This window comes from Aporhodopirellula rubra (assembly GCF_014192335.1).
GTDB lineage: Bacteria > Planctomycetota > Planctomycetia > Pirellulales > Pirellulaceae > Rhodopirellula > Rhodopirellula rubra.
Window position 1 is genome coordinate 244,979 of record NZ_JACHXU010000009.1, and the last position, 13,524, is coordinate 258,502.

Here is a 13,524-nt window from a genome sequence, read left to right on the forward strand (position 1 = left end):
GTTTCCTTCAAAAGTCCATGGCTGCGTCCGCAGCCGGAATCGGTTTTCCGACAATCATTCCAGGGTCGGCACTTGCCAACGGCAATCGACCGGGTGCAAACGATCGGATTCGCATCGCGAGCATCGGCGTCGGACGCCAAGGCAGCAGCGTTTTCGGGCGGGCGGCGAACGACCCCCGAACGGAAGTCGTTTGCGTTTGCGACGTCAATCAACCGCGCGGTGAGGCCATCGCAAAAGCCACCGGCGCCAAAGACGTCTACCAAGACTACCGTCGCGTGCTCGACCGCGACGATGTGGATGCAATTACCACCGCCACACCAGAACATTGGCGGGCCAATATCTGCATCGCTGCGGCTCTGGCTGGCAAACACGTTTACGCGGAAAAGCCGCTCACGTTGACCATTCCCGAAGGTCGGTTGATGGTGAAAGCCGCACGCCGAACGGGGATCACGTTTCAAGTCGGATCGCAACAGCGATCGCAACGCGAGAATTTCATCGGCTGCGAATTCATCCGCAACGGCGGTCTGGGAAACATCAAAGAAGTCTACGCGGCAAACTACGAAAGCCCGTGGCTGTGCGACCTTCCGGCTGAACGTGTTCCCGCGGGACTCGATTGGAACATGTGGTGCGGACCAAACGAGTTGGTCCCCTACAACAAAGACCTCTACATTCCTCGAGGCAATCCCGGATGGCTGTCGTTCCGACCATACAGCGGTGGTGAAATGACGGGATGGGGCACTCACGGTTTCGACCAAATTCAATGGGCCCTCGGACGTGACCAAACGGGCCCCACCGAGATCCTGGTCGACGGCCCTGCACTCAAATTGCCAACCTACCACCGCGCCGAATCGATGGATCGAGGAAAGGCGATTTGCTCGCAACCACGCCTTAGTTTCCGCTACGCCGATGGATTGACCGTTCGATTGGATCGAGGCAACCGCGGCGGAGGAATCTTTGTCGGCGAGAGAGGAAAGATGGAAGTGTTTCGAGGCCGTCTGACTTCGAATCCATCCGACCTAGCGAAAGAACTCCTCTCCGAACATCCTCGACAAAACGAAAGCCATATCGGCAATTGGCTCGACTGTTGCATTTCCGGCAAACGCCCGATCGCAGACGTCGAAAACGGGCACCGCAGTGCGACGGTTTGTCACCTGCTCAATATCGGTCGGCTCTTGGGACGCAACCTTCAATGGGATCCCGATCAAGAAACCTTCGTCAACGATCCCGAAGCCAACGCGATGCTGACCCGTCGAATCCGAAAAGGCTTTGAGTTGCCTGACGTTTAATGACATCGCTCCGGCGAGAACATGTGTAACGCCCCCACCCGTAATCCAATCTGTTCGCTAAGAGAATCCCAATGTTCCAATCCGTTCGCGTCCCGCTAGTCTTGATGACAGCGTTGTTAGTGACGTCTGGCCTCACGTCCGCCAACGCCACCGATGTTGATCAACCGAATGTCGATCGCGTTTCAGTCGTGATCGACGACGATGCCGGTTCACTGACGTTACAAGTTGATGGAAAAACCGCTTTCGTCTATCGCTACGGTCCATCGGTGGATCTCCCACACTTCGATCCGTTCAACAGCGTCAGCGGCCGTCCGATGACCGCAAAGATCTCCCGCGACCATCCGCACCACCGATCTTTCTGGGTGGCCGACGAGCGAGTCCAACTCGAGGGACAGCCCGAACCGGTCGGTCTTTACATGGCGGTCTACTCCGGTGTCACCGACAAAGCCAAATCCCCTTGGCCGATCGCTCCATATAAAAGCCGAGTTGCCCATGTCGAGTTTGAAAATCTAAAAGTCCAAGGTGACACAGCGAGCTTCGACGAAAAGTTGACATGGATGAACGGTGACATCCCACTGCTCGACGAACTGCGTCACTATCGAGTGGTGGCATTTCCAAACGGTGAGTACTTCTTCGACTTTTCGTTTGAATTGCGGGCAACGTACGGCAACGTGACCATTAAACGTGACACCGCGCACTACGCGATCCCTTACATCCGCATGAATGACCAATTCAATGTCAAAAAAGGCGGCGGAAAAATCGTCAACAGCGAAGGCGGAATCAACGAGTCGGGCACGCACGATCAACTGGCCTATTGGGCTGACTACTCGGCCCCGTTATCGGGATCCGACGACGCAGAAGGCATCGCGTGCATGATCCACCCCAGCAAGAATCCTCCTCATCTTTGGCTGATCCGTGACTACGGAACTTGGGGACCACGTGGTGCAACGGGGTATCACAATGCGACATTCACGATCGCCAAAGGAGAAGGCTACGATCAACGGGTCGGCATTTTGGTTCACGAAGGAGATGCATCGACCGGTAACGTTGCCCAACGATACCAGCAATACAGCAAAGGAAAGCTGTAGACCTCCTTCGTCTCATTCGATTGGGGACGCGAGCAAACTCGTTTCCCCATGGCGTCCAAACGTCAATCCTTTTCGTGATCGCCATTCAAAGCGGACAACATGCCATCCCTATCCGATCCGTCGGGCGATTGTTGCACATCACCTGAGTCAACGAGTGGAGACTCGACACCCACGCGTCACGCGGTAGCCGCCAATCAAGACATGAGCGACACGGTTCGTTCCGACCGAGCGCTGCTTTTACAGGCCCAGGCCGACGGCAAGACAATGTCGGCCTACGTCAAACTCTCGGGGCCGGGATGGTTACAAAGTGCGACCACACTCGGCGGTGGCTCTCTCGCGGGGTCGCTGTTTTTGGGTGTGCTCGGTGGGACGAGTTTGCTGTGGTTACAAATCGTTGCGATCACGATGGGTGTCGTCATGCTGTCGGCGATCAGTTACGTGACGTTGTCGACAGGCCGGCGTCCGTTTGACGCCATCAACAAAGAAATCAATCCGGCGCTCGGATGGGGATGGTTGATCGCAACCGCAATGGCCAACATGATCTGGTGCATGCCTCAGTACAGTCTGTGTTACGACGCGTTAGATAAAAACCTCGCGACACTGGGTGGAGGAACAGGCCTAGGCGATAGCGTGGTCGCCAAATCGCTCGTGACGGCGTGCATTTTCTCGGCCGCCGGATGGATCGTATTGCTGAACGTTCGGCAGGGCAAAGCAGCCAAGTTTTTCGATCACTTCCTGAAATCTCTCATTGCGATGGTCGTCGTCTGCTTCTTCGGCGTGGCAGTCTTGCTGATCTCCCAAGGACAGATTGACCTGCGTTTGACACTGACCGGTTTGATTCCTGATCTCAGCCAGTGGCGCATGCCCACCGGTGAACTGCGCGATGTTGTCGATCGCATGTCACCGGACGCGAGTGCGTTTTGGACGGAGCGATTGGTAGCGAGTCAACGCACCGTGATGATTGCAGCAGCAGCAACGGCGGTCGGAATCAACATGACATTCCTATTGCCCTACTCCATGATCGCTCGGGGTTGGGACAAACCGTTTCGCGGTCTCGCCCGGTTCGATCTCGCGACCGGCATGGCAATCCCATTTGTCCTTGTGACAAGCTGCGTGGTGATCGCCGCTTCCGCCTCCTTCCACAATCGAATTGACGACAAACTCGCGTCGAGCGAATTGGAGCAGATGCAAACATCACCCATTTTCGACGCAATAAAACCCGCTCTCCTGTCGCGCGTCGAAACCGCTCTGGCTGACGAGTCCCAGCAAACCGATGAGCGAACCAAACTGGCACTCGTGGCGGCATTACCAACAGAAGAAAAACGCGTTGCTGCGGCGTTGGTCAAACGAGACGCGTTTCAACTGTCACAGACGCTGGCACCGTTGCTCGGCGACACCAACGCAAAGCTTGTCTTTGGGCTTGGCGTTTTCGGGATGGGTTTCTCATCCATTATCATTCTCATGCTGATTAACGGCTATGCGTTTCGTGAAATGGTCGGCTCCCCAGAAGGCACATTGCCATTCGTCGCAGGGGTGCTGGTCGCGGGTCTCAGCGGAGCAAGTTGGGTTTGGTTGTGGTCGGGCGGTGCCAAATTTTGGTTGGCCATCTTCGCCAGTACGTTTGGCATGATGCTGTTGCCGATTGCCTACATCACGTTCTTTTTGATGATGAATAGCAAACGCATCTTAGGCGACGATCTTCCCACTGGCATTCGTCGCTGGATCTGGAACTTGGCGATGGGAATATCCGTAGCGGGCGCACTGGCTGCGGCCTATACAGCGATCGCCGACAAAGCGAACGACGCCAACCAACCCGCCGCCTTTCCGACGGTGGTTTCGCTACTGGTAATCTATGGAGGTGCGGTCCTGTTCGGGTTCTGGCACCGACTCAAACATGAAAAACAATCGTCACCTTCGTAGACGTCTCCGACATGCGTCAAACACGTGACCATGGCTTTAGCTGGTCGCTGATTCGACGGTCGCTGATCAACTTTCTAGGCGAGTCGAACTCGCCGGTTTCGGACTATCACATCGCGTTCCCGAATCTTCTCAATACGCGTGATTCGTGAAACCTGTTGGGTTACCATGTTGGCCGATCACCGATGCCGGTGATTAAGTCAACGATGATTCTAACAAGGGATGCATGATGAGTAGGTGGCGGAAATTGACAGGCCTGTTTGGATGTCTCACGATCGCGTTCGTTGGTGTGACGCCAGCCCGTGCGGACGAGGTTTCAAGCGAGACAAACGCGAATCCGATTATCGTCGAGGCGGAGAGTTTTACGGCACAGCGTGACGATGACGTACGGCGTTGGCATGTCATCCCGACCAAAGACGGATCCCCGCCGGTCGCCGAAGCCGATCTACGCAAACAGGCTGCCGAAGGTGCGAGCAACGGAGCCTACATTCGACTCCTCCCAGATACTCGCGTCACCCACGCCGACAAACTAATCCGCGGTGAAAACTTCAGCCCGGAGGCGGGCAAAATGGCCGTGATCAGTTATCCGGTCGAGTTCCAAACCCCGGGACGCTACTACGTGTGGGTGCGGGCGTTCTCGACGGGCAGCGAAGACAACGGGATTCATGTCGGAATCGATGGCCAGTGGCCTGAGCACGGCCAGCGAATGCAGTGGTGCCAAGGAAAGAACACATGGCGATGGCAGTGTGCCCAACGAACCGAAAAACAACACTGCGGTGTCCCGATGGAAATCTACCTCGACATCGATGCAGCCGGCAAGAAAATGGTCGAATTTTCGATGCGAGAAGACGGCTTCACCATGGACCAGTTTCTCTTAACAACCGACAAGAGTTACCGGCCCGAGTGAATAGTCTCAACACTGCAAGGACGGAGACATACCCCCGTCTCGTGCTCAGTTGTGTTGCCTGCAACCGACAGAACTCCTTCGGCATGAAGAACACTCACGTTAGCTCAGCTGCCCGTATCGAAACGGACTGACGCTTGGCGCCCCTGACGCGAGACCGAGTCCAAGTAGAAGCCCAATCATTACTGTCTCGTAACGATCTCGGAAACGCCAAAACGAGGCTTCGGCCAAGCACGAACTCGTCTCGTCAGTGCGACCAGTCCTACCGCGATCGCTCGATCGCAAATGACGTCAACGGAAGGCTCATCGTCCACGCTGCGGACGCTGTTGTCCTAAACGGATCAGGAAGTTGCCAAATGCGGCGGTTTGTGAAGCAACAAAGACGGCCTGATACCGAGTCCACGGACACGCAACGTGTCGCAAAATCGCGACGGTTCAGGAGCGATGGAAGCGACCCAAAGACTGGAAATTAGTCTCTATGGAACTCGACGTGTCACGTTGCTGTTGCCACTCCTGATCCGCGATGAACAACGGATCACTTCTTAGATCGAGCGGCAATGAGCCAGACACCGGAGTTTGCAATGTCATCGTTGTTCCAGTGACGCCGTCGTTGTCCAACACCCAACACGACAGAGCAGCCTGGGTGCTCACACGCCTGAAAAAGAGTTAGAGGCAAACCTTCCAAACAGGCGTCGTCCGTACACTGCCCGAACCACCTCAGTTTAGCTTTGCGTCGTCTGAGAGCTATTGCATTTGGTCGGCCAAAGGAGACGAAAAACATACTGTTTTGGCGAAACGAACAAGACGCCCGTGCCCGCTTTAAGACGGACGTTTAATTCCTTCGAAAAGAAATAATTTTGTGTTTAGGTATTCACCCCTATCCCCATTTAGCGGTTGAAGATTTCTGCAGACCCCACGGGTTTCGCTTTAAACCGGGGGTGTCCCCTTTCACTTTCGAATTTTTCACCGTTGTAGGAACCCTCCATGAACAATCGTTTTCGCGTGCTCTGCGTTTTGACTCTTTTAGCTCCCCTTTTGTCCACTGTGGGCTGCGGCGGTTCGAATGAGCCTGTCGTTGCGACAGAGGGTTTGAGCGACACCGAAATACAGGATCTCCAAGCTGAAATCGATGCACGATACGCGCGTGGAGACGAAGCAGATGAGGGTGGCCCGGACGAGTGAGCCTCGCGTCGTCTGCTGTGAAGCAAAAGAAAGGCTGGACTCGGCTATTCAATGAGCCCGCTTCGTTGCAGGCCTGAGCGGTTCGTCCCTTCAGGACTGCGACCCTTTAGATTTCTTGTTTTAAGATTTTCTCTGGTTTTTCATATTAGGTATTAGAAATGAATAGAATCCGCATTGAGCGAGTAGGTCGGAAGTTAAAAGGTTTCACATTGGTGGAACTGCTCGTCGTGATTGCAATCATCGGCGTGCTGGTCGGACTGCTGCTTCCTGCGGTGCAAGCCGCACGCGAAGCCGCACGCCGCATGAGTTGCAGCAACAATTTCAAGCAAATCGGCTTGGGAATTCACAATTACCACTCTGCCTTCAACCAATTGCCCCAGCAGGGTACGGGATCAACGATCGGCAACGACAACGCGTCAAATTGCCTCAGTTACTTGGTCGGCCTCACGCCGTTTGTGGAACAACAAGCGATTTGGGAACAAATCGTCAACGGTGCCGACTCGACGGGATCGATCTACCGGCAAGGAATGGGTCCTTCGCCTTGGCAAATTGCGTTCGACCCTTGGGCGTCTGACATCCCAACATTTCGCTGTCCCAGCGATCCGGGCCGAGGATTACCCGCACTAGGCCGAACGAACTACGCCGCCTGCTTGGGTGACAACCCATGGATGGCGCACTCGGGCGGACGAAACCAAGCTGGCTATTTGGATTGGGACGGTGGTACCTCGGCGCTGCCGAAATGGGACGCCAATAATCGCTCGCGTTCCGGCAGCAAGCCTACTGACGTCTCTGAAAGCAACATCAGTGCATTTTGCCGTGGGACAAACCGTGGTGCCTTCTGGACCCGTAACACTACCAAGTTCCGTGACATCCTCGATGGGCTCGCCAACACCATTGCCGCCGGTGAAATTAACTCGAGCCTTGGTGCACGAGAAGTGAGCGCGGACATTGTTTATGGAAACTGGGAATACGTCGTTGACGGCTACGGTCCGAAATGGGCATTGGATTATGTCAGAGACCCCGCAAGACCACAGTTCCTCCTTGATGCTCGCAACGTCAATGGTGGTGCGACGGAAGCACGCGGATACCGTTGGGCCGATGCCCGTCCGGTCTACACGGCATTCTTTACTGCGGCGCCCCCGAACAGCGTGAACCTTGCACGCCATTCGGGAGGACGCGATTCGAACGAAATGATGACGTCCGCCGGCAGCCGGCACCAAGGCGGTGCTCACGTCCTGATGGCAGACGGAGCGGTCAAGTTCATTACCGATTCCATTGAAGCGGGTGACCAGTCTGCGGGATTCACCACAACCGGCGGGTCTGCAATTGCACGCGAACCCGGAAAAGCAAGCCCCTACGGTTTGTGGGGATCTTTGGGGACTCGTGCTTCGAAAGAAGTCATCCAGGGTGAGTTCTAATTGAGCAAACCGGCTCCATGAAATGACTCGCGAATGCCCTCCGATGCTTCAAGCATGTGGAGGGCATTTTCATGCAATCACGCCGCACAGTTTTAAGCAATCTTTGCAGTACCCTCCTTCTGCTGGCTGCGCGACAACGCTCGAGCATAAATGAGGGTGGCACATCGATCGGTTCACGCGGCAACGACTCACCAGGGAAGCCGCTCGAGTAACGCCGTGATGAACATTGGGACGTACTTGTTTACCCAGCGAAAAACTGGTGTTGGTGAATTCGGCCTGAATCGACCACAATTCGCGGGTAATGGATGTGCCCAAGATCACCACCGATTGCCCGGATTGCAAGCCGCTGCTTGAGAAGCAGCAGGCGATCATCGACATGCTGATCAAGCAAGTCGAGTTGCTCACGGCACGTCTTGAGAAAGTTGAGCGCAAAGGCAAACGCCAAGCGGCTCCGTTTCGCAAGAAACGCAAAGCCGATCCGAAAAAGCCAGGGCGTAAAAGCGGTTAAGATCACGGCAAGCACCATCGCCTCAGGTGGTCGGAGATGAAACGGGTTGGCGAGTTAATGGGCGTGGGGCTTGGCTTCATGCGTTCGTCGGACTCAATACGACGTGTTACGAAGTGGATGCAACCAGAAGCATTGGCCCCGCAGAAAGACTGCTAGGTATCGACTGGTCGGGAATCTTCGGGCACGACGGCTGGGCGGTGTACGACAAGTTCACCTCGGCGACTCATCAGCAGTGCTTCGCGCACCTGCTTCCGCGATGTGATTCGTTGATCGAAATCGGAACCGGTGGTGCGTTGGCGTTTCCGCGTGGTGTGAAAGACTTGCTGCTCGCAGGCTTCGAGTATCGCAACCGTTTTCGGTCCGATGAGATGACGGCACATGGGATGAAGGTGATGGCGGGCCGATTGACGATGAAGATGTGGAAATTGGTTGGTCACCCAGAGAAGCATGCTGCCAATGAACGCTTCGCGAAGTTTTTGGAAAACCATCTCAATGATCTATTCACGTTCCTGCATCATCCCGGTGCCGACGCAACGAACTGGCGAGGCGAGCAGGCGATCCGTCCGGCGGTCGTGAATCGAAAAGTATGAGGCGGCAACCGCACCGAAGCCGGAGCGTTGACCCAGTCACGAATCATGAGCGTGATGCAAACGTTCACATCGGACGGAGGATTCACGTGGTCGACGCCGAAAGTCGTCGCTGCGGTGGATGGTAAAAACCCTTGTGAACCCTTTGTTTTTCGTTCACCCGACGGATCCGAATTGTGCTGTCTGATGAGAAAAACCACACATACGGGCCGGAGCCTCGTGATGTTTTCTCGCGACGAAGGCGAAACATGGAGCACACCTAACGACACGCCCTGAGGGCTCACCGGTGACCGACACATTGGCGTACACACACCCGATGGTCGTTGGGTCATCGCGTTTCGCGATCAAGCTCCAGGCAGCAAAACAAGAGGGCATTTCGTCGCGTGGGTCGGCACTTACGCAGACATCAAGAACGGCCAACCCGGACAATGCCGGGTGAAGCTGTTGCACAGCCACGCGGGCAATGACTGTGGATACCCGGGTGTCGAGCAATTGAATGACGGCACGATCGTCGCAACCACCTACATTAAGTACCGGCCTGGTGCAGACAAGCATTCGATCGTCAGCACGCGATTCAATCTTGCGGAAATTGACCAGCCTCATACGAAGCCGGCTCCCTAGGAAACGCGGCCTCAGTGTAGTCGTGATCATCTTCAGAAAGACCGGCGAGGATTGAGTTTGCTCCGTTCATCTCTGGACTTCCGGCGAAGCGTTTGCTTCGCCGGACTGCATGAACAAGATCATCGAATACGGCACTTGAACTCAATCGTGACGCTGTCGCCGACCGCGAGCGTCTCTTTCAGACGCCAGATCAGTTGCGATGAAGATGCGCTGTTGACCTTGGTTTCAAAGTCGGCATCGATCGACGCGGTTTGACTGTCGGCAACGTACTCGAGTCGCGTCGTCAAGTTGTCCGTCACGACGACACCTGACACGGCCGAATCGCCGACGTTTTGGAGTCGCAGTGCGAACGTCACGGTATCGCCGATCGCAGCGTGCTGTTTGTCGGCAATCTTGATCAGGTTCAAACGTCCCGCGTCGGGGAAGTCATAAACCACCAAGGAGTCGACTTTCTGATCACGCGTCAACACGGGCGGAGCCAAGTCTTGAATTTCCACCTCGACGCTTTCGTCCACGGTCCAAATATTGGCGGCGACAGCGTGTCGTTCGAGCAACGCGAGTAGCGATTCGTCGAGTTCAGAAATACTGATATTTTGAATCCCGGCCAACACGGTCAGCACATCCGACGCGAGATGCAATTGTTGCACTCGTTCGATCCGAACGCCACGATTGCGATCACGCATCGAGTCGATCCGACGTGTGAATTCGGCATGGTCGACCTCCACCGAATCCCGGACAACCAGTCCCGGCAAATCGTAGTTCACCCCCGCCGGTCCAACCGGACGGATCACACCGGAAACACCAATCGCCCCGTCACCTTGGATCGCGCCGGTGATTCGGCGAACGTTTCCGAAGCGTGGAGAGTAAACACACACTCGGTTGGAAGCGGCAAATTCGATATCGCCGTTTTCGGTCGTGTAGTGCGTCACCGTATCTTCGGGTTGTAAGCCGATAATACGATCATCGATCGTCAAAACAGCATCGGGATTCTGATCACCACCGTCGCATAGGAATTCTTGCGGATCATAGATCCATGGCTGCGGCACCATTGCGGGCATCGCGTAGCCATGAGGACGCTGATTGCACGAGACACAACCACCACCACATTGCGAATCAGCACACGGACCAAAAGAACATCCACACGCATTCGGATCGCAATTGTCGTCGCCCACGTGCGTCGATGATCGACGGAAACCGACTTGGCTGATATTCGCGTTGACTTTGGTCGATGCAGGTTTTGCAACGGATGCAGACATCGTTTGCCGCGACGGTGCGACTGACGCGGTGGCGACTCCCGGTGCTAATGTTGCGACCGGTTCGAGCAACGCGGTCGATGTTTGCGGGGTAGCCGCAGTGGTCGCGGGCAAATCGGCCGGTTGATTGCGGGATCCGCCTAGTGGCAATCCGGCACAACCGCTGGTAACCGCGATTACGCTCAGCAGTGTCATGGCGAAGACGATCGGGGCATCCGTGACCCGGACGCGTTGCGAATTCTCAGCGAGTGGCATCATGGATTTGGCTTGAAAATGGGAGCCCAGGAAGGGTGACCAAAAAAGAACTGAGCTTTCAATACTTCGGCCCGCGGAGGAGCCAACGATCCGATGCGTAAGATGGCAACGGTGCGTCCACGTAAATCAGCCAGTTCCAACGGATCTTGATACTCGGGGACGTCGATTGCGATTGGCCCGTTGGGGCCCTCGGGCAACGGCGTCGCTGTTTGAGGATCTTCGAGGTAGATCACTCGCGTGACCAATCGCCCTTCGAGTGCGGCGTTGATGTCGTCTTCGTCGAGATTAACCGGGATCGGGTAAGTGGTTGCGAGCCCCGGTGGAGGATAGGTTCGGTCGACCATTTCGATCGTCGGATACAGCTCCGCACCCTCTGCACGAGGAATACCGCTGACACGGAAGCGATAGACTTGACCGATCATGAGACCAGCCATCAAATCCGATTCACCTTCGCCGAACGAGCCATACTGGGCGAGCGAAAAACGCACGCCCTCTGGTCCGTGAAATTCGACCGGTTGATAATAGGTCTGCGGCGGCTGTTGATATCCCATCGCTTGGCGAGTCGATGCGATGACGCCGGCGGGCATGTCTCCGGTGAAGAGCGGATGCCCCGTACCGCGAGAAAGATAGTCCGACGGATCGGCAGCCGTAGCGATGTTAGAAACACAACACGCGATCAAGAGCAGTAAGAGTAAGCGTCTTATCATCGCCTGATCCTTTCTTGACTAACGAAAACCGACGGATGTTTTATGTTAAAGCTGTTCGAACTCGGTCGAACAACGTCCTTGCGATAACGCAAGCGAAGCGGACTGATTCAGCCCGCTTCGCTCGGCTGTGATCAGCCTCGATTAGTAAACCCGCTCGCTCGTGCGATCGTAGGCAGGCCGGGCGTTAGGAACACCAGGATGGATGTTCTGTTCGGTCACTCGGATGCGGCTAACCGGGTTTGGATAGCTCATGCCGGGTTGCTGACGGACGTCGATGCGGACGTCTTCAACCGGTCGAGGCATGTGCATGTGAGTGTGATTACGAATCGTGTGACTCTTCAAACCAGCCGGTGAACCCAGTGGAATGTGAGGCGGTCCAGGCAATCCGATCGGCGTGCCGGTGTAAGGCATACCGTATTGCGGTGCGTTGACGCCGGCGATCATGCCTGGCAGGCTTGGTGGAGCCCCGACTTTGCCTGCACCAGGTCCGGTCGGTGTACCACAACCGTCGGTCATGGCAGGTGCGAACGGTGAAGGCAATCCGGTGATCGGTGGGCCCATCATATTGCCGCCCATCAGGCCGGCCATTCCTGCTCCCGCCATTTCAATGTCTTTGTCACCGAGACGGATGATCGCGAGGATGCTACCACGTCGGTCCGCTTCGACGATCGGGTCGATGCCCGGATCGAGTCGGGTGCTGACGAGCGTGTCGATGCCGGCGATGGCAGGACCTTGAAACTCGGGATCTGGAAGGTAGATGACTTTGGTGACGAAGTTACCCGTCAAGACTTGGTCAAAATCTTCTTCGCTGAATTGCAACGGGACCGAGTTGTGAGCGAGGTATGCCCCGGTGCGTGGGTTCGCATAAGCGAGTTCCACGGTTGGGTACAGTTCCACGCCTGGACGGCTAGGAATGTTGGTCAACTTCAGACGATACAGCCCACCTTGAGGAAAGTTCTGACGAGCAGGAACCACGAGTGGCTCGCTGTCGAACATGCCTGATCCGCTAACGTCATAGCGAACATGCATACCGTCAGGGCTGCCGAAGGTGACCTGTGCAGTACTGATCATGCCAGGCATGCCCGACATCATCATCACGCCACCACCCGGTGGAATGACTTGTCCGCCACTGCCGCAACTTGACGAGTCGCCGTGTCCGCCGCAACCGCAATCGGCTGTGCTGGAACCACCTTGTAGCAATTTGCGGAATCCAGCAGTCTGGGCTTCGACTTGGTCATAACCGACCAACGAAATCTCAGGATTGCTGTCGCCTGTTGCCAGATCGCTGATCGACGTGCTGCCGCCAACGTTCTTGTTTTCTGTTACTGCCAAACCGGATGCCGATGGATCGGCCGCCGAGGCGCCCATCATCGGACGGTAAGGTGGCGCTCCGAGGACGCCGGGGCCAGGTCCACCGACGCCAGGTCCGGGCTGCATCATGCGCTGCTCCGGTGGCATGTTATGGCGAACCGGCACACACCCGGTGGCGATCATCGCCATGGTCGCCGTTAGCGCCAAATGAGTGACGATTCGTTTCATCTTTTCCCCCGTCATGGGTCGCTGCGTTCGAGGATTCGGGGAGATTCGCGTTGGAATCACTGGCCAAAAGTCGAACAGGTGTTAATCCGTCATGGTGACGAATCGTGATCGAATGGGATGGACTTCGACGGCCCGGGATCTTTACGATCCGCACGCCGCTGACGCTCTGAATCCACAAACGGACCCATCGCTACGAGGTTGCATCGGCACGTCAGGCCTCGAATCTTTGATAAAATCGTCATAACCCGCACATGAAGAT

14 protein-coding genes are annotated in these 13,524 nt (G+C 55.9%); 11 read left to right on the top strand and 3 right to left on the bottom strand.

The window, feature by feature from the left end:
- Positions 1–17: 17 nt before the first annotated feature.
- The 11 genes from FHS27_RS14275 (at position 18) to FHS27_RS31115 (ending at position 9,511) form a co-directional block, all read left to right on the top strand.
- Complete coding sequence (locus FHS27_RS14275) at positions 18–1,286, top strand: Gfo/Idh/MocA family protein (RefSeq protein WP_184305582.1); 1,269 nt, start codon at positions 18–20, stop codon at positions 1,284–1,286.
- Positions 1,287–1,357: 71 nt separating this feature from the next.
- A complete protein-coding gene (locus FHS27_RS14280; RefSeq protein ID WP_184305583.1) occupies positions 1,358–2,374 on the top strand; it encodes a DUF6807 family protein in 1,017 nt (338 codons plus the stop codon).
- Positions 2,375–2,575: 201 nt separating this feature from the next.
- On the top strand, positions 2,576–4,294 hold the full coding sequence (locus tag FHS27_RS14285) for a divalent metal cation transporter (RefSeq protein ID WP_184305639.1): 1,719 nt from the start codon (positions 2,576–2,578) through the stop codon (positions 4,292–4,294).
- A gap of 11 nt (positions 4,295–4,305) precedes the next feature.
- Positions 4,306–4,443, top strand: coding sequence for a hypothetical protein (locus FHS27_RS30805; RefSeq protein WP_221225103.1), 138 nt, complete (start codon positions 4,306–4,308; stop codon positions 4,441–4,443).
- Between the two features lie 95 nt (positions 4,444–4,538).
- The gene (locus FHS27_RS14290; RefSeq protein ID WP_246419767.1) at positions 4,539–5,198 is read left to right on the top strand and encodes a hypothetical protein; all 660 of its coding nucleotides are present in this window, start codon (positions 4,539–4,541) and stop codon (positions 5,196–5,198) included.
- A 411-nt stretch (positions 5,199–5,609) separates the two neighbouring features.
- Positions 5,610–5,741, top strand: coding sequence for a hypothetical protein (locus FHS27_RS31400; RefSeq protein ID WP_261363930.1), 132 nt, complete (start codon positions 5,610–5,612; stop codon positions 5,739–5,741).
- Positions 5,742–6,535: 794 nt separating this feature from the next.
- Positions 6,536–7,795, top strand: coding sequence for a DUF1559 family PulG-like putative transporter (locus tag FHS27_RS14295; RefSeq protein WP_184305585.1), 1,260 nt, complete (start codon positions 6,536–6,538; stop codon positions 7,793–7,795).
- 307 nt (positions 7,796–8,102) lie between these two features.
- Entirely contained in the window at positions 8,103–8,303 is a 201-nt protein-coding gene (locus FHS27_RS31100) for a hypothetical protein (protein ID WP_246419768.1), read from the top strand.
- Between the two features lie 26 nt (positions 8,304–8,329).
- Positions 8,330–8,893, top strand: a complete 564-nt coding sequence (locus tag FHS27_RS31105) for an IS66 family transposase (protein WP_315854566.1) — start codon at positions 8,330–8,332, stop codon at positions 8,891–8,893.
- Between the two features lie 54 nt (positions 8,894–8,947).
- Positions 8,948–9,166: a sialidase family protein gene (locus FHS27_RS31110; protein WP_246419806.1), complete on the top strand. Its 219-nt coding sequence runs from the start codon at positions 8,948–8,950 to the stop codon at positions 9,164–9,166.
- Between the two features lie 159 nt (positions 9,167–9,325).
- Complete coding sequence (locus FHS27_RS31115) at positions 9,326–9,511, top strand: hypothetical protein (RefSeq protein ID WP_246419769.1); 186 nt, start codon at positions 9,326–9,328, stop codon at positions 9,509–9,511.
- Positions 9,512–9,630: 119 nt separating this feature from the next.
- Here the strand turns inward: FHS27_RS31115 and FHS27_RS14310 are convergent, their stop codons facing one another.
- The 3 genes from FHS27_RS14310 to FHS27_RS14320 all read right to left on the bottom strand — a co-directional run bounded on the left by FHS27_RS14310 (position 9,631) and on the right by FHS27_RS14320 (position 13,265).
- The gene (locus FHS27_RS14310; RefSeq protein ID WP_184305586.1) at positions 9,631–11,022 is read right to left on the bottom strand and encodes a DUF11 domain-containing protein; all 1,392 of its coding nucleotides are present in this window, start codon (positions 11,020–11,022) and stop codon (positions 9,631–9,633) included.
- Entirely contained in the window at positions 11,019–11,726 is a 708-nt protein-coding gene (locus FHS27_RS14315) for a hypothetical protein (RefSeq protein WP_246419770.1), read from the bottom strand. The genes FHS27_RS14310 and FHS27_RS14315 overlap by 4 nt, the downstream gene beginning before the upstream one ends.
- A gap of 141 nt (positions 11,727–11,867) precedes the next feature.
- Positions 11,868–13,265 carry a hypothetical protein gene (locus FHS27_RS14320; RefSeq protein ID WP_184305587.1) on the bottom strand — a complete coding sequence of 466 codons (1,398 nt, stop codon included), beginning with the start codon at positions 13,263–13,265 and terminating at the stop codon, positions 11,868–11,870.
- Between the last annotated feature and the right edge of the window lie 259 nt (positions 13,266–13,524).

Excerpts from the sequence above, each read along its gene's own strand:
- FHS27_RS14275 (WP_184305582.1), top strand. The coding sequence starts at position 18 with ATGGCTGCGTCCGCAGCCGGAATCGGTTTTCCGACAATCATTCCAGGG.
- FHS27_RS14280 (WP_184305583.1), top strand. The coding sequence starts at position 1,358 with ATGTTCCAATCCGTTCGCGTCCCGCTAGTCTTGATGACAGCGTTGTTA.
- FHS27_RS14285 (WP_184305639.1), top strand. The coding sequence starts at position 2,576 with ATGAGCGACACGGTTCGTTCCGACCGAGCGCTGCTTTTACAGGCCCAG.
- FHS27_RS30805 (WP_221225103.1), top strand. The coding sequence starts at position 4,306 with ATGCGTCAAACACGTGACCATGGCTTTAGCTGGTCGCTGATTCGACGG.
- FHS27_RS14295 (WP_184305585.1), top strand. The coding sequence starts at position 6,536 with ATGAATAGAATCCGCATTGAGCGAGTAGGTCGGAAGTTAAAAGGTTTC.
- FHS27_RS31110 (WP_246419806.1), top strand. The coding sequence starts at position 8,948 with ATGCAAACGTTCACATCGGACGGAGGATTCACGTGGTCGACGCCGAAA.
- FHS27_RS14310 (WP_184305586.1), bottom strand. The coding sequence starts at position 11,022 with ATGATGCCACTCGCTGAGAATTCGCAACGCGTCCGGGTCACGGATGCC.
- FHS27_RS14315 (WP_246419770.1), bottom strand. The coding sequence starts at position 11,726 with ATGATAAGACGCTTACTCTTACTGCTCTTGATCGCGTGTTGTGTTTCT.
- FHS27_RS14320 (WP_184305587.1), bottom strand. The coding sequence starts at position 13,265 with ATGAAACGAATCGTCACTCATTTGGCGCTAACGGCGACCATGGCGATG.